The sequence below is a fragment of the Cytobacillus sp. FSL M8-0252 genome (assembly GCF_038007345.1).
Lineage (GTDB): Bacteria > Bacillota > Bacilli > Bacillales > Cytobacillaceae > Cytobacillus > Cytobacillus kochii.
Window position 1 is genome coordinate 1887753 of record NZ_JBBOWZ010000001.1, and the last position, 20499, is coordinate 1908251.

Genomic DNA, 20499 nt, shown 5'->3' on the forward strand with positions numbered 1-20499 from the left:
ACAAAAGAATTACTTGAGAGGAATGAATGTGCTGAAGAACAGTTTTTTTATTTTTTTACTTAGTCTTGTTTTAGTTGTTACAGCATGTGGTAATGAAGAAAAAGAAACAACGAATGAGCCAAAAGGCGATGAAGCGATAGAAGAAACAGAGCATGAGGAAGAAACGGCACAAGAAGAAGAAAAGGCACAAGAAGAAGAAAAGGATGAAGAAGTAACTGAAGAGAAAGAAGATTTGGCAGAAGTTGATGTCCAACCATCATATATCGTTAATGAAAAAACATGGAAGGTTGAGCCGATAAAAGATGCTAAAGATAAAGTTGTATTGTTAACGATTGATGATGCACCGGACAAGTATGCATTGGAAATGGCAAAAACATTAAGGGAAAAAAATGTGCCTGCTATTTTTTTTGTCAATGGTCATTTCCTGCAAAGTGAAGAAGGTAAAAAGACATTGAAAGAAATAGCTGATTTAGGTTTCCCGATTGGTAACCATACATATCACCATGAGAACTTAACTGAGATTTCAGAAGATAAGCAAAGAGAGGAAATCATTTCTTTAAATGATTTAGTCGAGGAGATCATTGGAAGTAGACCACAGTTTTTCAGAGCTCCGTTTGGGGCGAATACAGACACTAGCTTGAGAATTGCTAAAGAAGAGAAAATGATACCAATGAATTGGACTTTTGGGTATGATTGGGAAGTAGATTACCAGTCAAAAGATGCATTAGAAAAGATCATGGTAGAGAACCCTTATTTGAGTAATGGAGCTATTCTATTAACACATGATCGTTCATGGACCAATGAAGCATTGGAAGGAATTATTAATGGCATACAAGAGAAGGGCTATGAGTTTCTAGATCCAAACAAAATACAAAAAGAAAAAGAGGCAGCTTAAGGCTGATCCTCTTTTTCTTTTCTTGTTGCCCGCCCATTAATAAATCGTGAAGTAATGGAGTAGATCGAGAAGAATAATAGAAAGTAGCTTAAAATATTTAAAAGAAATGGAACCCATTGGATACTCGTCTCAGCGTCAAGGGGTGAGGTGAATTCTATTACTTTCGGGTAGGATGATGTATCGTCTGAAACGGTTACGCTCTGTTTGGCATATGGAAATGGCCCCCCAAACAAAAATGATTGTTCTAATGGTTCTGGTACATCTTCGAGATATTTACTAAAAATAAAAGGCGAGATGAATGTGAAAATAAGTGCAATGATTAAAGTAATTATGACTGGTTTTCGCATGAAGATTATAACCCCTCTAGCTGAAGTATTTTTTTCATTGTAGTTTTCTTTTGTAGTAGTACATGACTCGTCCATTGAATAGATGAAGCTCGGCTTGTAGTTTTTTAGCGAGAAATTTGCAATATTCATTTGCTTTTCCTTTATCCCCGAACGTCGCTACTTCAGGCAATGTAAAGCAAATATTTGTTTGAATCCTCGGTGTATCATCATTATCCATTATTTTTTCTTTTTGAATAGAAATAAGGATGGCACGATATCTTTCATTTTCAGAATAGAGAGTAATTTGTTCCCCTTGTTTCTCATTAGAATCAATGATCTCATATGGGAAAGCAGCTTGACTATAGGCCCAATCCACCTGATTTCCAGTTTTCGCAGTGATGTCTTTATAATATTGGAAATAACCTCTTAGTTCAGTTGTTGTAATTGTGTCAATCTTGGATGCAGGCACTAGCTTAATCGATGCATATGCATTCATTTAAAAAAGCCTCCATTCAAAAATCCTTAGGGTATACACTATATCTATTCTATCACCAGTGAAATATATGTGACAATGAAAATGTTGCATAGAGATCAAAGGTAAATTATAATAATATTCAAATTATTTAAAGGAGGGTGGATATGAAGTTTTTAAATCAAATGTATGATGATTTAGAGGATGTACATGCCAGATTTGTTGGCTTTTCTTCTTCTATTACTCGCTACGATTTTGCCATTTTTGCGGTCCCTTTCTTTACAAAACCCCTTGTGGTTTGCTTGCAGACGAGTTGTTCTACTCTCCTCGATATAAAAGATCTTGATGATCGCCATTACCTCCAAAAAGCTTTTCAAATTGAAAGTAATGAACAAACAGCTGAACTTATTCAATTTTTTAAGCTTGAATTAAATAAGTAAGGTTGTAGATAAATCAAGGTTAATAAGGTACAAGAAATCAGTTAATGTGCTGATTTCTTTTTCTTTTGTGAGATTTAGTATGTCTTATTTTATCGTTATTAGTTAAAAAAAGGGCTTGATAAGTTAAATAGTATGTATTATTATAATATATATGATGAAAACGATTACAATGAATGATGAAAGGATGGATGAAGAATGGGTACCATCGTTTGTCAAATATGTGACGAAACTATTGAAGTTTTTGAAGATGAAAAGGTGACAGTTTTATACGGTCAATGTGGATGTAAAAACGAGCATAGCAAGATGCACATTGAAGAATAGATGATATATTAAACTATTAATCTTTATAATAAACAGAGTGCAAATGCCATAGATTAAATCTATGGCATTTTTTATTGGGTTCTTATCATAATAATTTTCCATAAAAAATGCGAATCAAATATGTCATTTGATTCGCGATAGAAATGTGAAACTAAGCCAATTATCATTTTATCTCGAGTTTTATTTTATCGCTTTATGTTCTTTAATTACTCGAATATATTTAAAATCATAATCTTCTGGTCCCTGGACTGGCAGTCCGGCTTCCATATTTGTTTTGATATAGTTAAGGTTTTCCTTTGTAATAATCTCCCCAGGAGTAAAGATAGGAATACCTGGTGGGTATACCATAATGAATTCAGCAATAATTCTACCTTCTGATTCATCAAAAGGAACAAGTTCACTATCAGCATAAAATGCATCTCTAGGAGATAGTGCTAATAATGGAATATTGGGTAATAACACTTGCGGGTTTACTTTCGCTGCTTTCCCGTGTCTTTCTTTAGATAGCTCTTTCAAGGCATGAATAAGCTTATCTGCATCAGTTCTATCATCACCAGCTGTGATGATACAGAGAATATTATATAGGTCAGATAATTCAACTTCGATATTGTAATGCTCTCTTAACCATACTTCTACATCAAACCCACTTATACCTAAATCTTTCACAGATATGATTAATTTTGTAGGGTCGTAATTAAAGGTTGCATTTGTACCAAGAATTTCTCTTCCTACACAATAAATATGTTCAATTTCGTTTAATTCTTTCCTCATATATTGAGCAAGCTCAATAGTTTCCTCGATAATTGCTCTTCCTTCAGTGGCTAAACGTTTTCTAGCAACATCTAATGAGGCAAGAAGTAAATAAGAGGTAGAGGTAGTTGTTAGCATGCTAAGTATGGACTGTACCCTTTTTGCTGACACTCTCGTACCCTTTAAGTTAAGAATGGAGCTTTGTGTCATAGAACCACCTAGCTTATGGACGCTCGTAGCAGCTAAATCTGCACCAGCTTGCATGGCAGACAATGGAAGCTCATCATGAAAATGAATATGAACACCATGTGCTTCATCTACTAATACAGGAATATCGTACGAATGGGCCAAATCAACAACTTCCTTTAAGTCACAGGCAATACCAAAATAAGTAGGGTTAATAACAAGTAACCCTTTGGCATCTGGATGTTGTTCTAACGCTTTCTCAACAGCATCAGTTGTAATACCGTGTGAGATACCTAACTCTTTATCAACGACAGGGTGGATAAAGATAGGGGTTGCGCCAGCAAAGATAATGGCAGACATGACAGATTTGTGCACATTTCTTGGTACGATAATTTTTTCTCCAGGACCACAAACAGCCATAACCATCGTCATAATAGCACCACTCGTACCTTGTACGGAAAAGAACGTATGGTCAGCACCAAAGGCTTCAGCTGCTAAGTCTTGTGCTTCTTTTATGATGCCTGATGGGCGATGCAGGTCATCTAGTGGACCTATATTTATCAAGTCAATAGAAAGTGCATTTTCTCCAATGAAATTTCTGAAATCAGGATCCATCCCTCTTCCTTTTTTATGTCCAGGAATATGAAATTGAATCGGTTCGCGTTTTGCGTGGGAGAGAAGTCCATTAAATAATGGTGTTTCTGTTTGAGACAATTAAATTCACACCTCTTTAAACAATCAATTTTGCAAACAAACAAGTGAATTATAGCATTTATCCTTCCTCCTGCATAGAAAGATAAACAAAAATTTTTATTGCGCTAACTTTGCACTCCATTCGTTAGGATAGATAGTTAACACTCCATCATCTTTATAGGATTCAATTATCCGTATGAAATGATTCATTTGAGTGGATTCTTCCCATACTAAGATATATGCATATCCACTAAATAATCTTGTCTATGTTTTTTTAGATTCTAAAATTTAGCATATGCTTGCTCTTCTTCGTTAACTCCCGTACAATCAGCATGTAATCTAAGTGAGAGGTGTTTATATGGAGTATCAATATCCAATGGAAAGCGATTGGTCAACAGAAGAAATTATAGATGCGATTGCTTTTTTTCAAGCAGTCGAAAAAGCTTACGAAAAAGGTATTCAACGTGAAGATTTCATGGCTGCTTATCGTCGTTTTAAAGAAATCGTACCGGGCAAAGCACAAGAGAGAAACCTTTGTAATGATTTTGAAGAAATAAGTGGGTATTCTTCTTATCGCACGGTTCAAATGGCAAAAAAAGCAGATGAGAGTAGTAAAATTAAAATGTAATAAGAAAAAGCAGTAAGAGACGGTTTGAACCAGTCTTCACTGCTTTTTTCTTTTTATAAAATGATTAAACTTTACAGAGGTTTATTACAATTTATAGAGGGGTATAACTTTTTTAAAAACACTCTCTGTGTAAGTAATAAATTCAGAAGCAGAAAGTTTAATTGCTTCTTCTTTTGTCATATTTATACCACAGAGTAACTCTGCTTTTTTGACATTCTGTAGTCGAACAAACATGTTTTCTAGCTCATCCTTTGTAAGGTCGCTATGTTTGATCACTTCTGGTTTCGTGTGATCTAATGACCAAACGAAGTCTTGTGGGATATCATCATAGATTTTATCTATTTTGGTTTGCAATTTTTCAGCAATTTCAGCTTTATTCGGTGCTTCATAAATAATGGCAAACCAGACAAATACATGCGTTTCCCACAGACCAATCTGAAAGTGAGGAAGCATCTTATAGCCTCTTGTATTATTGGCGAAAGCGACCCAAGTATCATTTGGTGGATTTTTTGTCCTTCTCGCATGCTTAGCCACATGAGGAATCATTTCATCACCTGTTTCTGCAGAGAGAAAAGGGGAAAATGTTTCTCCAAGTGCTTCAAGTTTGGGTCTTACTGTTGCAATTAAGGCTTCCATTCTTTCTTCTAAACCATCAATTGTAAAAACATCGAAATCTTCTTTCTTAAATCCATTAAATGTCATATGTAAACACTCCTTAAACCGTTTTACTATGTCGCATATTGTAGCATAAAACCGGGAGAGAGAACCAATTTTGTACACCAAAATAATAATCAATTGGGTAAAATCATCTTCTTCATAGGTAAACGTACAATTTTGTTGCACTGTGAAAAGAAGCTTCATATGATAAAAGTAAAAATAATCAGAAAACTTTTCTTGTGAAATTACTAAAACGAAAAGGGGTGCACTGTCTAATGAAGCAGCTAATTAATTCAATCAAAATGGCTACATTTGAAAAAGAAAGAACGGCAGTATTGCGATTAGAGATGGATTATGAGTTAGCAACACTTTTTGAAGCTTTAGAACTGAAAGATGAAGAGGAAGTAAAATCTACAAAGAAAAAGCTTGAAAAAATCAGACAGGAACTTCTCAAGCTTAATGCATTTTAAGTTGTGATGAATAAAGATGTTAAAGCGAACTTAACAGCAAGCAGTTAAGTTCGCTTATTGCTTTTTAAAGCTGTTCACTTGAAGTATTGCTATTTTTTCGATAAGCTAATGGTATTTTATACCGCTTAATAAAGAGTGGAGGATGAAAATGACTAATTGGAATGAAATACATAGATTAGCCACCACATGGGTGAAGGAAGCTGGAGAGAGAATCAAAGCATCATTTAGTGAAGAATTAACCATTGCAACAAAATCTCATCGCAATGACCTTGTCACGGATATGGACAAAGGAACCGAGCAATTTCTTATTGGTAAAATACATGACCATTTTCCATCACATCGCATCTTAAGCGAAGAAGGTTTTGGTGATGATTTTGCGGATGTAGGTGGGATTATTTGGGTGATTGATCCCATTGATGGCACCATGAATTTTATTCACCAACAAAGAAATTTTGCCATTTCCATTGGTGTATTTCATGAGGGAGTCGGTAAAGTCGGGATGATTTATGATGTGGTACATGATGAAATGTATCATACGATTAGTGGTGAAGGTGCATACATGAATGACACGAAGCTGAAGCCATTGACTAATGGTGAAGTAAAAGATGCAATAATTGGCATCAATGCCACTTGGGTAACGAGTAACAAGCGTATTGACGCTAGTTACCTTGCTCCATTAGTAAAGGATGCGAGAGGAACAAGATCGTATGGTTCTGCTGCGCTTGAAATGGCCTATGTTGCTTCTGGTCGCCTAGATGCTTATATAAGTTTGCGACTTGCTCCATGGGATTACGGTGGCGGTATGATTTTAATCAATGAAGTAGGAGGAAAAACGACTAATTTAAAAGGGGAAGCCTTGATGATTACACCTCAAACTTCAGTATTTGTTGCAAGGCCGGGTGTACATGAAGAAATTCTTCAGCAGTATTTAAACAGTGGAAATTGGTAATAAAAAAATGGTGCCAAGCTTGTCCAATTCAGGATAGTCGGCACCATTTTTCTTACTTGAGGTTGTGATTTAGCCTTTATAATTCTCCGTTTTCTCTCATTTTTTTCTTCAGCGTAAAGCCGTATCCCATAACAGCAACGATACCTACGATACATAGAAGAAAACCAAGAATACTTCTTTCTCCGATAGCAATACCAATTCCGCCTATACATATAGCCGCAGCAATCGCACAAGCTAATAATGGCCATTTAATATTTTTCATTTTAATCCTAACCTCCAATTTTGTACATTGGATACCATAATCGTCCACAGAACTTATTTTACACAAAAAGAAGTTAGTTTTCTACAATATATGTGATATAATGTATCAGTTATAGTATGAAGGCAGTGATTTTTAGTCAAAAATGAAAAGAAAATAAACTGATTATATATCTTCACATAGTAAGAAGGTTTACACAATCAGCTAGGAGGAAACATAGTTGAAACATAGAGATGATATACGTAATATTGCGATTATCGCCCACGTTGACCATGGTAAAACAACTTTGGTTGACCAATTATTAAAGCAGTCTGGAACATTCCGTACAAATGAGCATGTAGAAGAACGTGCAATGGATTCCAACGATATCGAGAGAGAGCGTGGAATTACAATCCTTGCTAAGAATACAGCTATCAAATATCAAGATACGCGTATTAATATACTTGACACACCAGGGCACGCTGACTTTGGTGGGGAAGTAGAACGTATTATGAAAATGGTTGATGGGGTATTGCTTGTAGTCGATGCTTATGAAGGTTGTATGCCACAAACACGATTTGTATTGAAAAAAGCATTAGAGCAAAACTTAACACCAATCGTCGTTGTCAATAAAATCGATAGAGACTTTGCTCGTCCTGAAGAAGTCATTGATGAAGTTATTGATCTATTTATTGAATTAGATGCAACGGAAGAGCAATTAGAATTCCCTGTTGTTTACGCTTCTGCTATTAATGGAACAGCTAGTCTAGATCCACAAAAACAAGATGAAGATATGAAATGCTTATATGAAGAAATCGTCAATAATATCCCAACACCAATTGATAATAGTGAAGAACCTTTACAATTCCAAGTAGCACTATTAGATTACAATGATTATGTTGGACGAATTGGGATTGGTCGTGTATTCCGCGGAACGATGAAAGTAGGCGAACAAGTTGCGTTAATGAAGCTTGATGGGTCTGTTAAACAATTCCGTGTAACAAAAATGTTTGGTTTCTTTGGCTTGAAACGCCTTGAAATTCAAGAAGCAAAAGCAGGAGATTTAATTGCTGTCTCTGGAATGGAAGATATCAATGTCGGGGAGACAGTTTGCCCAGTAGATCACCAAGACGCTCTTCCTGTATTACGAATCGATGAACCAACATTACAAATGACCTTCCAAGTGAACAATAGTCCATTTGCTGGTAAAGAAGGAAAGTATATTACTGCAAGAAAGATCGAAGAACGTTTGCATGCGCAATTACAAACAGATGTCAGCTTAAGAGTTGAAGAAACGGATTCTCCTGATGCATGGACTGTATCTGGTCGAGGAGAGCTTCACTTATCTATTTTAATTGAAAATATGCGTCGTGAAGGCTTCGAACTTCAAGTATCTAAGCCAGTTGTTATTATAAAAGAAATTGATGGCGTTAAGTCTGAACCAATTGAACGCGTTCAAATTGATGTTCCTGAAGAGTATACTGGTGCCATTATGGAATCTATTGGTGCGCGTAAAGGTGAAATGCTAGATATGGTTAATAACGGGAACGGTCAAGTGAAATTAATTTTCCATGTCCCAGCTCGTGGATTAATTGGTTATACAACTGAATTCTTAACACAAACTCGTGGTTACGGAATCATTAACCATACTTTTGACAGCTATCAACCAATGATGCAAGGTCAAGTAGGTGGAAGAAGACAAGGGGTTCTAGTTTCCATGGAGAGTGGAAAAGCATCTACTTATGGTATCATGCAGGTAGAAGACCGTGGTACAATATTTGTAGAGCCAGGCACAGAGATTTACGAAGGTATGATTGTTGGTGAACATACACGTGAAAATGATCTAGCTGTTAATATTACAAAAGTCAAGCATGCAACGAATGTTCGTAGTGCAACGAAAGATCAAACGTCAACAATTAAAAAGCCTAGAATTATGACGCTTGAAGAAGCACTAGAATATTTAAATGATGATGAGCTTTGTGAAGTTACACCTGAATCGATTCGTCTTCGTAAAAAAATTCTAGATAAAAACGAACGAGAAAAAGCAGCTAAAAAGAAAAAATACGCTGAAGCTTAAGCAAACATAGTCACTCGAAAAAGAGGAGGTAATTCATATTGCCTCCTTCCTTAATACATACTAAGGAGGATTTGGAGCATGATTGAAGATCGCCTTTCCTTTTTTGCAGCACTATATAAAGTTCATGAGAATTCAGATCTTGGGATGTGGTTGTTGTATCTCACCATTGTTGCGCTCTGTATTATTGTCTTTAAATTAGGATTTGCTAAAAAGCTCCCTTTACTAAAATCAATAATTATATATGCGTTCTTATTTATGGGATGTACAATGCTAACTTTCTTAGGGGTATTTTTACCAATTGCAGAAGGACTTGTCGTTGCTGCTGTCATATTAATTATATATAAAATCCGTCTTCATCAAGAAAAGAAACAACAAAGAGCCAGCGCGGAATAATGAAGAGTGGGGGAGATTTTAATTGAACGTGCATGATACCATTTATAATTGGCTTACCATTAAAGTTGTGACTGATGCCAGACCAGAGGATGAAGCAGCAACCGAAACAGAAGAAATGTTTTTACAAATGTTGAAAAATGATCATGGAATTAACGAAATCCAATATGAAAAAGCTGATCTATTCTATCATGTCTCTTATAGGGATAATGAAGATAGTAAATCCACAAAATATCCGATTGAATTAATAGAAGTGATGTTAAAACAAATATTAGCAGAACCTGAAAAATACAAAAACTTCCCCACGATATAAAAAAACGTCACCCGATTGTGACGTTTTTTTATATTGTAGTAGTACAAAGGAAAATAGTGCGCCTTTAAAGATTTGACGATGGGGCGAAGATTCAATCGCCTCAGAACTGAGAAAGAATAGGAGTGATAGGCTAGAATCTTGATTAGACGTGAGGAAAAAGGGTACATTATTATTTGTTCAAAACGGCTCTACCGGATTGAAGAGTATTTCGTTCATGAACATATTTTGAAGATAATTTCTTAAACCACCTTGGACAATGATAGTGCATTTTGTACAATTAATATCTTATGTACAGCTCTCTACTTTATCGATAAAATAAAGGTACTAAACAGTGCGCCTGCAAAAGTTAGTGAATGAAAGCTTTATTTTATATCGAAAAGGTAATTGTCGAGTTTGTCCCTTTTGTTTGGAATTGATAGTATGCTTCAGAAATTTTTCCATTGATTGAGCTAGACAATTTCATGGAACTTGTTATGGTTTGGCGTTTAGTGGTGAGTGGGTTATTGAAGGGATTGGAGAAAGCTTAGGGGAGGAAATAGATGATTCGAAATGAAGGCGATATTTTACAGTTAATTAGAGATGATAAAGAAATGATGGCCATATTAAAAGCCGCTAAACAACTTCATTTACCTGATTGGTGGATTTGTGCTGGTTTTGTTCGATCAAAAGTATGGGATACCCTCCATCATTTTCAAGAAAAGACGCCATTGCCTGATGTTGATGTAATCTATTATGATGATCAGCAATTGAGTGAAACCATTGAAAAATACTATGAAGAAAAATTACATAAAATACTACCGCATATTCCTTGGTCAGTTAAGAATGAAGCTAGAATGCATTCTGTTAATGGCCTGCTGCCTTATCAATCCTCAGAGGACGCTATTGCGAAATTTCCGGAGACGGCCACCGCTATTGGCGTAAAGTTAGATAACGAAAATCAATTAGTCATAACGGCACCATGGGGCATAGAAGACCTTATTCATTTTCGTATTAAGCCAACTCCTTTTTTTGCAGCTTCGAGGAAGAGAATGCAATTATATCAAAGCAGGATTATTTCAAAAGGTTGGAAAAAAAGATGGCATTTTGTTAACTAATATGAAATCCCTCCGTTTCATCTCTAACGGAGGGATTTTAAATTACCATTCTTCTTCTTCTTGCTTACTTCTATACAATTTAAAGTTGCCTGTAGCTGCTCTTTCATTCGTCTTCGTAGTTATTCTGTCATTGCATTCAACACACATATATGTGTGAATAGGTCGGTTTCTTAACCGTTTTGCTTCATAAGATTCATTATCAATTGATTCAATTTTATCACAAATAACGCATTGTACTTTCATTTATATACATCCTTTTCTAATAAACAAGCATTTTCCTTATTATAAACTAGCTGTTTTTGAAATGAAAGGATGCTGTTGTGAATTACTTATGATAATTCGATTGTTCTTCTTGATGTTTATTTAATTTTTTTGATTCTGTTTCATTAAGCTGTTCTTTTGATTCTTCCGTTTCCTCTGATTTATTCGGTTCAATGATATCACCAGGTACTTCTGGCATCATTCGACCAGAAATATCAGCTAACTCATTTAAAATCCCTTTTATCGGATGACCATTTTCCACATCCTCTTTTACTTCCTTAAGTCGGGCATATAAATCAGGATCGGCAATAATTACAGCGTTCGCACCGTAGGGGTCATGCTTTAAGCTTTCAGCAACTGCATATTTTATTGAGCCAACCTCAGACCGCTCAACATCTTCATCAATATCAATACCTACGATGCAATAGTCACCTAATACGACAGCAGTTGCATCGTTCACACGACGATTATCAGAAGCTAATGTGGCTAAGTGCTTAGAAGTCTCTTGTCCAGTCAATACTTCTTGTTCAGATATGGTACTATTTTTTACATTAACTGTATGAGGTGTACCTTTCTCATTTTGTGAAGATTGTGCGTTATTTTGTGCACCACACCCCGTTAAGTTGAGTACGATAAATAATGATAGTAGAACGTGAAAGTACTTCATTATACTACCTCCATCAAGATTAAACTTTAATAAAAGTAAATGTTTACAACTAGTGTGCGAAAGTTCTTCTATCTTTATGCGATAAATCATATATTTTAGCAAAGTTAGATTTGTCCATGTTGATATTTGAAAATGTTGAAACTAACAAGCAATGAACTATTTATGCACTAATGTATTTCTAATGGCGGGAGGCATCGGGTTGAGTAAAATATACGTGTTAGATACAAATGTCTTATTGCAGGATCCAAATTCCATTTATTCTTTTGAGGATAATGAAGTCGTTATTCCAGCTGTTGTGTTAGAAGAGGTAGATTCGAAAAAAAGGTATATGGATGAAATTGGGAGGAATGCAAGGCAAGTATCAAGAATGATTGACAGTATGAGGCAGTCCGGGAAATTGCATGAGCAAATCCTTCTTGAAAATGGAGGAAGCTTACGCATTGAACTAAACCATCGTTCTTTTCACCAGCTCCAAGAAATTTTTGTTGAAAAAACGAATGATAATCGGATTTTGGCTGTCGCTAAGAACCTCTCATTAGAAGAAGAGACAAAAGAAGGTGGTAGACCAGTTATTCTTGTGAGTAAAGATGCACTTGTAAGAGTAAAGGCAGATGCTATTGGTTTACTAAGCGAAGATTTTTTAAGCGATCGTGTGATTGAAAATGAACATATATATACAGGTTTTCTTGAAGTATATCTCCATTTAGATATGGTGAATGAATTTTACAGTCAAGGAGAATTATCACTAAATAAAGTAGGGAACCATTCATTCTATCCTAATCAATTTGTCATTCTAAAAGATGCGCTTGGTTCATCAGCTTCTGCACTTGGCATTGTTGATCAAACGAAAGGGAAGTTGAAAAAACTTATTTTTGATTATGATCATATTTGGGGAATTAAACCAAGAAATGTACAACAAACGATGGCATTAGAACTGCTTTTACGCAGGGACTTGCCTCTTGTGACTTTAATTGGTAAAGCAGGAACTGGAAAGACGTTACTCGCGCTAGCTGCAGGCCTAATGCAGACTGAGGATTTAGGAGATTTCAAAAAGTTACTTGTCGCTAGACCAATTGTCCCAGTTGGTAAAGATTTAGGGTTCTTGCCAGGAGAAAAAGAAGAGAAATTACGGCCATGGATGCAACCGATTCATGATAATCTTGAATACTTATTTAATGTTAAGAAGCCGGGGGAATTAGATGCCATTTTGGCAGGAATGGGTTCAATTGAGGTTGAGGCTCTTTCTTATATAAGAGGGAGAAGTATACCTGACCAGTTTATTATTATAGACGAGGCACAAAATTTAACAAAGCATGAAGTAAAAACGATTTTAACAAGAGTTGGCGAGGGTAGTAAGATTGTCTTAATGGGGGATCCTGAACAAATTGACCATCCATATTTAGATGCCTATAATAATGGTCTTACTTACGTTGTCGAAAAGTTTAAAGATCAGAAGATTGCCGGCCATTCCAAATTGATTAAAGGGGAAAGGTCAGGGCTAGCTCAACTCGCTGCTGATATCTTATAAGGAAACTCTTAAATAACTCTATATAAAAAAGACTGAACGAGCATAGTTGCTCTCGATTCAGTCTTTTTTTTTATATAATATGGAAATCTTGTACGTTTTTAATTGGCTGAAGGCGATTGCTTCCATCTTTATAATAAATATGCACTGGACCATCTTCTTTCAAAGGTTTACCCTTTAAAGAAAAGGCGAGAATGAGGCTTTCTGCCTCTGTCATAGGGATACTGACTGTTTCATTCTCACAATGTACTTCTATTGTCCTCGATCCACTATTTGGCTCGGCATTTGTAAGAAAAGGCAAGAAGGGAATCCCAAAAGTACCGGTTAAGACACGAACTTTTTCAAATTTCTTCTCCGTTTTAAGTGTTGGTGGGTAAACTGCACCTTCCATTATTTCACGATCCCAATGTTTAGAGGCTGCTTTCGTATATTCCTCCTTTTCATTCGGTAATTCTTCTTGATTCTCAAAATATGTATCAAGGTCAATTTTTCGATCATCAAAAATCCATACACTTGGATCGAGTGTAATTGTATATTTGACGTTGCCTGTAATATGGATGATATCCTTCATTTGTCATACCCCCTGCTTGTGTCACTAATATCTAATGTTCCTTATAAAGTATAACGCTTTTAACTGCAAATGTCATTTCAACTCGAATGGAATGTTACTAAATGTATTAAACTATAAGGAAATATTGAAGGAGAGTAGGGGTGTTATGGGTTGTCAGACTGATCAAGAATTGTTAGGAATAATTGAACGAGTAAAACCGCTTGTTGCTAAAGGTAAAGTAGCAGATTATATCCCGGCTTTGAAGGCTGCTGATCAGTCAAATGTTTCAGCAGCTGTCTTTCATATTACTCGAGGCAGTGATGTTTGTGTTTCAGCTGGAGATATTGAACAAAAGTTCACATTACAAAGTATTTCAAAAGTGCTTGTTCTAGCACTAGCATTAATTGATCAAGGATACACAAATGTGTTTCAAAAAGTAGGTATGGAACCAACTGGGGATCCTTATAATTCAATGATTAAGCTTGAGACGAGCTCACACTCTAAACCTCTGAACCCAATGATCAATGCAGGAGCATTGGCGGTTACAAGCATGGTAAATGGTAATTCTCCCGATGAGAAATGGCGCCGTATTCTCCACTTTGTCCAATGCTTATTAGGTGGTAAAGCCATCGGTTACAATAAAGAGGTAGCAGATTCGGAATATAAGACAACGGACTTAAATCGTTCATTATGTTATTTTATGAAACAACATGGAGTGATTGATGGAGATGTAGATGAGTTAATTGATATTTATACGAAACAATGCGCGATTGAAATGAATTGTTTAGATTTGTCAAGAATTGCAGCTGTATTTGCCAATAATGGTCGTGATCCGCAAACAGGAAACATATTAATTGAGGAGGAAGTTGCAAGAATATGCAAAACATTCATGGTAACTTGTGGTATGTATAATGCTTCAGGTGAGTTTGCAATTAAAGTGGGAATTCCTGCGAAAAGTGGTGTATCGGGTGGTATAATGGCAGTTGTGCCAGGGAAGTTAGGTATAGGCATTTTCTCTCCTGCCCTAGATGAGAGAGGGAATAGTATTGCCGGTGCAGAAATTTTGAAGATTATGGCAGAGGAATATCATTTTAGTATTTTTTAATCAGCGGATATCCCCTGATTATCCTTGCTTTTTTTTTCACTTAAGTTTAAAATTTATAGATAGGATAATCGCTCGGAAACGGGGGGATTGAAAGTTGGCTTCTGAAATGGTTATTGATCATAAAGAAAGAGCTAATGCTCTATTACAAGCAGATGCTGAAAAAATATTAAAATTAATCAAAGTCCAAATGGATAATTTGACTATGCCTCAATGTCCATTATACGAAGAAGTACTTGATACGCAGATGTTTGGCTTATCTCGTGAAATTGATTTTGCTGTGAGACTTGGATTAATTGCTGATAAAGATGGAAAAGAAATTCTTGATAAACTTGAGAGAGAATTATCCATTCTACATGAAGCATCGGTAAAAAAATAAAACATATTAAAAACTCAAGCTAAGGATATTAGCTTGAGTTTTTTTATTTATTAGAACTTGGTTAAGGGGAGAGAAGAGAAGAGTAGAGAAAAAATAAGAAGAAATAATATGTTATGCTGCTTTAAAATTAATAGTCAATATTATGCTAATCTATACAATTGATTCTATGAATTAAGCATATATAGTAGACAAATAAATAATTATGATGTATAAATATATTAATTAGTATGTCACATTAAATGAAATAATACAGAACAATGATGTAATCATTTAACGAGTTACGTTTTAATTACATTCCTTTTTATCTTTATTTTGGCAGGAAAATCAATGCTATAGTAGAATAAATATACTACTTAAGAGAATAAAGGAAGAGGCATATGTTTAAAAAAATTCTGAAATCTTATGATTATTCATTGATCGTTGTATTAGGTCTACTATGTATTTTTGGACTGGTTATGGTCTATAGTTCAAGCATGGTGACTGCTGTCCAACATAATGGAGTTGCTAGTGACTACTTTTATGATAAACAAAGAACACATTTAATTCTCGGTACGATTGCGTTTATTGTTGCTGCTCTATTCCCATATAAAGCATATAAAAGTAACAAGTTTCTCATTCCAATCGTCTTCTTTTCATTTTTTGGATTGTTACTTGTATCGATTATCGGGAACGCGGTTAATAACGCACAAAGCTGGATTGATTTAGGTACCCGTTCTATTCAACCATCGGAGTTTGTAAAGGTTATTGTTATTGTTTATTTGTCTGCCGTTTATGCAAAGAAACAATCGTATATTAATGAATTTAATAAGGGCGTTGTACCACCGCTTGTTTATTTGATTCTCGTTTGTGGCCTGATTGCGATGGAACCAGATTATGGAACGGCAGGAATTATCTTTTTAATTGGTCTAGCGATTATTTTATCTTCTGGTATGAATATGAAAAACCTATTAAAGTTAGCTGGTATTGGTGCTATTTTTTTAGTTCCAATGATGCTTATTTTAAGAGATAAAATCTTTACAGATACTAGGCTAGCAAGATTCGATTTCCTCCATCCGTTTGAAGCTGAAGGGGGATATCAATTGTCCAACGCATTTATCGCCCTTGGTAATGGTGGATTAAGTGGTTTAGGATTAGGACAAAGTATTCAAAAAATGGGCTACTTACCAGAAGCTCATACAGATTTTATTATGGCTGTTATCGTTGAAGAACTGGGTGTTTTTGGTGTGATGTTTGTGCTTTTTGCTTTAGGTTTTATCGTACTGAAAGGCATATTTGTCGCACTCAAGTGTAAAGATGCATTTGGAAGTTTATTGGCTATAGGTGTTTCTAGTATGATTGGCATTCAAGCATTTATTAACCTTGGCGGTATATCAGGAGTCATTCCTTTAACTGGGGTACCTTTACCATTTATAAGCTATGGTGGATCATCTTTATTAGTACTTATGGTTTCAATGGGCATTTTAGTGAATGTATCAATGTTTGTAAACTATGAAAAGAAATATAAAGATAAAGAAGAACAAGATGTAACGACTGACAAACCAGTAAATACAACAGCAAGTATGGGTGGTCGTTTTACATATAATAGACGATAAAAATATACGGGGTGTTATTATGGGTCAAAAGATTAGTAAGGTATTAGTCGCCAATCGAGGAGAAATTGCCATTCGCGTTTTTCGTGCCTGTACGGAATTAAATATCCGTACAGTTGCGATCTATTCAAAGGAAGACTCAGGGTCGTATCATAGATACAAAGCAGATGAAGCATACCTTGTTGGTGAAGGTAAGAAGCCGATTGATGCTTACCTCGATATCGAGGGTATCCTTAAAATCGCAAAAGATAGCGGAGTTGATGCGATTCATCCTGGTTATGGCTTTTTATCAGAAAATATTCAGTTTGCTAGAAGATGCGAAGAAGAAGGTATTAAGTTTATTGGGCCTGAATCTAAACATTTGAATATGTTTGGAGATAAAGTAAAGGCGCGGTCACAAGCTCAAAGTGCGAATATTCCAGTTATTCCTGGTTCTGATGGTCCGGTGCAAGCTGTTGAGGAAGTAGAACAATTCGGAAGAGATTACGGCTACCCAATTATTATTAAAGCCTCACTTGGTGGTGGCGGTCGTGGAATGAGGATAGTTAACAGTGGCGAGGAAGTGAGAGAAGCATATAATCGCGCGAAATCTGAAGCAAAAGCGGCATTCGGAAATGATGAAGTGTATGTCGAGAAATTCGTACAAAATCCGAAACATATAGAAGTGCAAATTATTGGGGACCAACATGGCAATATTATTCACCTGTTTGAACGGGATTGTTCTGTACAAAGACGTCACCAAAAAGTTGTCGAAGTCGCACCATGTGTATCGTTAGATGAGGAATTAAGAGGACGTATTTGCGAGGCAGCCGTACAATTAATGAAGAACGTCGATTATATTAATGCAGGAACAGTTGAGTTCCTTGTTTCAGGAGAAGAGTTTTATTTCATTGAAGTAAATCCTCGTGTCCAAGTTGAACATACAATCACTGAAATGATAACTGGTATTGATATCGTTCAAACACAAATTTTAGTTGCTGAAGGATATGAATTACACAGTCAAAAAATTGGTATACCTGATCAAGCAGATATCAAAACAATGGGATATGCGATTCAATCTCGTGTAACGACAGAAGATCCTTTGAACAATTTTATGCCTGATACAGGAAGACTAATGGCTTATCGTAGTGGTGGAGGGTTTGGTGTTCGTCAAGATGCAGGTAATGCTTACCAAGGTGCAGTAATCACACCCCATTATGATTCTTTATTGGTGAAACTTTCAACTCATGCAATTACCTTTGAACAAGCTGCATCAAAAATGGTTAGAAATTTACAAGAATTTAGAATCAGAGGGATAAAAACCAATATTCCGTTTTTAGAGAATGTTGTTAAACATAAAAACTTTTTGACAGGTGAATATGATACATCATTTATTGATCGTACTCCGGAACTGTTTATTTTCCCAAAAAGAAAAGACCGGGGAACAAAAATGCTTTCATACATCGGTAATGTAACTGTTAATGGTTTCCCTGGAATCGAAAAGCAGAAGAAGCCAGCATTTGATCAACCAAGAATGCCTAAAATTATTTTACCTAATGAGTATCAGTCTGGTACAAAGCAAGTACTTGAAGAACGTGGTGCAGAAGGGCTTGTGTCATGGATTAAGGAACAAAAGAATGTTCTATTAACAGATACGACGTTTAGAGATGCTCATCAATCCTTACTAGCGACAAGAGTCCGAACGAAGGATTTACAAAATATTGCTGAACCGACGGCCAAACTACTTCCGCAAATGTTTTCTTCAGAGATGTGGGGCGGTGCGACTTTTGATGTGGCTTATCGCTTTTTGAAAGAAGATCCTTGGGAAAGATTATTAACATTACGTCAGAAGATGCCAAATATTCTCTTACAAATGTTGTTAAGAGCATCTAATGCCGTTGGTTATAAAAACTATGCGGACAATGTTATTCAAGAGTTTGTAGAAAAGTCAGCACATGCAGGTATCGATGTCTTCCGAATTTTCGATAGTTTAAACTGGGTAAAAGGTATGGAGGTAGCAATAGATGCTGTTAGACAGACAGGCAAAATCGCTGAGGCAGCCATTTGTTATACAGGTGATATTTCTGATAAAACAAGAAAGAAATATGATCTAGCGTATTATAAAGAGTTGGCAAAAGAACTCGAGAATCAAGGTGCCCATATTTTAGGGATTAAGGATATGGCTGGATTATTGAAGCCGCAATCAGCTTTTGAGCTCATCTCAGAATTGAAAGAAACTGTAGATATTCCTATTCATTTGCATACGCATGATACTAGTGGCAATGGAATTTTCACTTATGCAAAAGCAATCGAGGCGGGCGTTGATATTGTTGATGTTGCCTTAAGTACAATGGCTGGATTAACATCACAACCTAGTGCAAATACATTATATTATGCGTTAGAAGGGTCAGAAAGACAACCTGAGATGAGTGTGGATGCATTAGAACAGCTTTCTTATTATTGGGAAGATGTACGTAAATATTATCAAGAATTTGAAAGTGGTATGAAAGCACCTCATACGGAAATTTATCAACATGAAATGCCTGGAGGGCAATATAGTAACCTACAACAACAGGCAAAAGCAGTTGGTCTAGGAGAGAAATGGGATGATGTAAAAGGGATGTATTCCCGCGTCAATCAAATGTTTGGTGATATTGTCAAAGTTACACCATCATCAAAAGTTGTAGGAGATATGGCTCTATACATGGTACAAAATCAATTAGATGAAGAAGCGGTCATTCAAAAAGGTGCTTCACTAGACTTCCCTGATTCTGTTGTCGAGCTGTTTGAAGGTTATTTAGGGCAACCGTATCAAGGATTCCCTAAAGATCTACAAAAGGCGATATTGAAAAATAGAGAAGCCATCACTGTTAGACCTGGAGAACTGCTAGAACATGTTGATTTTGATGAAATAAAAGCGACTTTATATAAAGATTTAGGTAGAGAAGTGACAAGTTTTGATGCAATTGCCTATGCACTTTATCCTAAGGTGTTCATGGACTACCACAAAACATATACGCAATTTGGTGATGTTTCTGTTCTTGATACACCTACATTCTTATACGGTATGAACTTAGGTGAAGAAATTGAAGTGGAAATTGAAAAAGGAAAAACGCTTATTGTTAAATTAGTGTCAATTGGTCAAGCGCGGGCAGATGGAACGAGAGTGATTTATTTCGAACTAAATGGACAACCTCGTGAAGTGGTGATAAAAGATGAAAGTATTAAATCTTCCGTTGCAACGAAAGTAAAGGCAGATCCTCACAATGAAACACATATTGCTGCGACAATGCCTGGAACAGTTATTAAGGCAGTAGTAAACAAAGGTGACGTCGTTAATCAAGGTGACCACTTGATGATTACTGAGGCGATGAAAATGGAAACAACTGTACAAGCTCCATTTACTGGTACGGTAAAAGAAATTTATGCAGCTGATGGTGAATCGATTGCTACTGGTGATCTTTTAATTGAATTAGCGCGATCATAATAAAAAAAACTTTTCCTCTTAAATAGAGGAAAAGTTTTTTTGCTTACTTTAATCAAAAGAA

At 35.8% G+C, this 20499-nt stretch carries 23 protein-coding genes; 15 read left to right on the top strand and 8 right to left on the bottom strand.

Annotated elements, in window-relative coordinates; genetic code table 11:
* Positions 1–28 precede the first annotated feature (28 nt).
* Complete coding sequence (locus MKX83_RS09740; protein ID WP_341055214.1) at positions 29–895, top strand: polysaccharide deacetylase family protein; 867 nt, start codon at positions 29–31, stop codon at positions 893–895.
* Here the strand turns inward: MKX83_RS09740 and MKX83_RS09745 are convergent.
* Entirely contained in the window at positions 892–1242 is a 351-nt protein-coding gene (locus MKX83_RS09745) for a hypothetical protein (RefSeq protein ID WP_095369676.1), read from the bottom strand. The two genes, MKX83_RS09740 and MKX83_RS09745, sit on opposite strands and share 4 nt — an antisense overlap.
* A gap of 34 nt (positions 1243–1276) precedes the next feature.
* Entirely contained in the window at positions 1277–1717 is a 441-nt protein-coding gene (locus MKX83_RS09750) for a DUF1885 family protein (protein WP_307314650.1), read from the bottom strand.
* Positions 1718–1860: 143 nt separating this feature from the next.
* On the opposite strand from MKX83_RS09750, the gene MKX83_RS09755 reads away from it, so the two are divergent.
* The gene (locus MKX83_RS09755) at positions 1861–2133 is read left to right on the top strand and encodes an SAV0927 family protein (RefSeq protein WP_095369675.1); all 273 of its coding nucleotides are present in this window, start codon (positions 1861–1863) and stop codon (positions 2131–2133) included.
* 195 nt (positions 2134–2328) lie between these two features.
* Entirely contained in the window at positions 2329–2454 is a 126-nt protein-coding gene (locus tag MKX83_RS09760) for a GapA-binding peptide SR1P (RefSeq protein ID WP_095369674.1), read from the top strand.
* 180 nt (positions 2455–2634) lie between these two features.
* Here the strand turns inward: MKX83_RS09760 and MKX83_RS09765 are convergent, their stop codons facing one another.
* Positions 2635–4104, bottom strand: a complete 1470-nt coding sequence (locus MKX83_RS09765; protein ID WP_095369673.1) for an aminotransferase class I/II-fold pyridoxal phosphate-dependent enzyme — start codon at positions 4102–4104, stop codon at positions 2635–2637.
* Between the two features lie 337 nt (positions 4105–4441).
* On the opposite strand from MKX83_RS09765, the gene MKX83_RS09770 reads away from it, so the two are divergent.
* Positions 4442–4711, top strand: a complete 270-nt coding sequence (locus tag MKX83_RS09770; protein ID WP_095369672.1) for a UPF0223 family protein — start codon at positions 4442–4444, stop codon at positions 4709–4711.
* 84 nt (positions 4712–4795) lie between these two features.
* Here the strand turns inward: MKX83_RS09770 and MKX83_RS09775 are convergent, their stop codons facing one another.
* Complete coding sequence (locus tag MKX83_RS09775) at positions 4796–5413, bottom strand: YktB family protein (protein ID WP_341055215.1); 618 nt, start codon at positions 5411–5413, stop codon at positions 4796–4798.
* 230 nt (positions 5414–5643) lie between these two features.
* Between MKX83_RS09775 and MKX83_RS09780 the strand changes: the two genes are divergently transcribed.
* Both MKX83_RS09780 and MKX83_RS09785 read left to right on the top strand, forming a co-directional pair.
* Complete coding sequence (locus MKX83_RS09780) at positions 5644–5838, top strand: hypothetical protein (protein ID WP_095369670.1); 195 nt, start codon at positions 5644–5646, stop codon at positions 5836–5838.
* 148 nt (positions 5839–5986) lie between these two features.
* On the top strand, positions 5987–6787 hold the full coding sequence (locus MKX83_RS09785; protein ID WP_341055216.1) for an inositol monophosphatase family protein: 801 nt from the start codon (positions 5987–5989) through the stop codon (positions 6785–6787).
* A gap of 76 nt (positions 6788–6863) precedes the next feature.
* On the opposite strand, the gene MKX83_RS09790 is transcribed toward MKX83_RS09785, so the two are convergent.
* Entirely contained in the window at positions 6864–7049 is a 186-nt protein-coding gene (locus MKX83_RS09790; RefSeq protein ID WP_095369668.1) for a YlaF family protein, read from the bottom strand.
* 217 nt (positions 7050–7266) lie between these two features.
* On the opposite strand from MKX83_RS09790, the gene typA reads away from it, so the two are divergent.
* The 4 genes from typA to MKX83_RS09810 all read left to right on the top strand — a co-directional run bounded on the left by typA (position 7267) and on the right by MKX83_RS09810 (position 10899).
* Positions 7267–9102, top strand: a complete 1836-nt coding sequence (gene typA, locus MKX83_RS09795) for a translational GTPase TypA (RefSeq protein WP_095369667.1) — start codon at positions 7267–7269, stop codon at positions 9100–9102.
* 78 nt (positions 9103–9180) lie between these two features.
* The gene (locus MKX83_RS09800) at positions 9181–9495 is read left to right on the top strand and encodes a YlaH-like family protein (protein WP_095369666.1); all 315 of its coding nucleotides are present in this window, start codon (positions 9181–9183) and stop codon (positions 9493–9495) included.
* A gap of 28 nt (positions 9496–9523) precedes the next feature.
* The gene (locus MKX83_RS09805; protein ID WP_307314810.1) at positions 9524–9805 is read left to right on the top strand and encodes a hypothetical protein; all 282 of its coding nucleotides are present in this window, start codon (positions 9524–9526) and stop codon (positions 9803–9805) included.
* A 539-nt stretch (positions 9806–10344) separates the two neighbouring features.
* Positions 10345–10899 (top strand): nucleotidyltransferase family protein, encoded by a 555-nt coding sequence (locus MKX83_RS09810; protein ID WP_095369664.1) that lies wholly within the window; start codon positions 10345–10347, stop codon positions 10897–10899.
* 42 nt (positions 10900–10941) lie between these two features.
* On the opposite strand, the gene MKX83_RS09815 is transcribed toward MKX83_RS09810, so the two are convergent.
* Both MKX83_RS09815 and MKX83_RS09820 read right to left on the bottom strand, forming a co-directional pair.
* Entirely contained in the window at positions 10942–11142 is a 201-nt protein-coding gene (locus MKX83_RS09815; protein WP_095369663.1) for a YlaI family protein, read from the bottom strand.
* A gap of 82 nt (positions 11143–11224) precedes the next feature.
* The gene (locus tag MKX83_RS09820; RefSeq protein ID WP_095369662.1) at positions 11225–11827 is read right to left on the bottom strand and encodes a YhcN/YlaJ family sporulation lipoprotein; all 603 of its coding nucleotides are present in this window, start codon (positions 11825–11827) and stop codon (positions 11225–11227) included.
* A gap of 181 nt (positions 11828–12008) precedes the next feature.
* Here MKX83_RS09820 and MKX83_RS09825 point away from each other — a divergent pair, with 181 nt between their 5' ends.
* Positions 12009–13355 carry a PhoH family protein gene (locus MKX83_RS09825; protein WP_380043141.1) on the top strand — a complete coding sequence of 449 codons (1347 nt, stop codon included), beginning with the start codon at positions 12009–12011 and terminating at the stop codon, positions 13353–13355.
* Positions 13356–13425: 70 nt separating this feature from the next.
* On the opposite strand, the gene MKX83_RS09830 is transcribed toward MKX83_RS09825, so the two are convergent.
* Complete coding sequence (locus MKX83_RS09830) at positions 13426–13923, bottom strand: hypothetical protein (RefSeq protein WP_095369660.1); 498 nt, start codon at positions 13921–13923, stop codon at positions 13426–13428.
* Between the two features lie 145 nt (positions 13924–14068).
* On the opposite strand from MKX83_RS09830, the gene glsA reads away from it, so the two are divergent.
* The 4 genes from glsA to pyc all read left to right on the top strand — a co-directional run bounded on the left by glsA (position 14069) and on the right by pyc (position 20438).
* Positions 14069–15007 carry a glutaminase A gene (gene glsA, locus MKX83_RS09835; protein ID WP_095369659.1) on the top strand — a complete coding sequence of 313 codons (939 nt, stop codon included), beginning with the start codon at positions 14069–14071 and terminating at the stop codon, positions 15005–15007.
* A 94-nt stretch (positions 15008–15101) separates the two neighbouring features.
* The gene (locus MKX83_RS09840; RefSeq protein WP_095369658.1) at positions 15102–15383 is read left to right on the top strand and encodes a YlaN family protein; all 282 of its coding nucleotides are present in this window, start codon (positions 15102–15104) and stop codon (positions 15381–15383) included.
* A 377-nt stretch (positions 15384–15760) separates the two neighbouring features.
* Positions 15761–16975, top strand: a complete 1215-nt coding sequence (locus tag MKX83_RS09845) for an FtsW/RodA/SpoVE family cell cycle protein (protein WP_095369657.1) — start codon at positions 15761–15763, stop codon at positions 16973–16975.
* A 19-nt stretch (positions 16976–16994) separates the two neighbouring features.
* A complete protein-coding gene (gene pyc, locus MKX83_RS09850; RefSeq protein WP_341055218.1) occupies positions 16995–20438 on the top strand; it encodes a pyruvate carboxylase in 3444 nt (1147 codons plus the stop codon).
* The last annotated feature ends 61 nt before the right edge of the window (positions 20439–20499 follow it).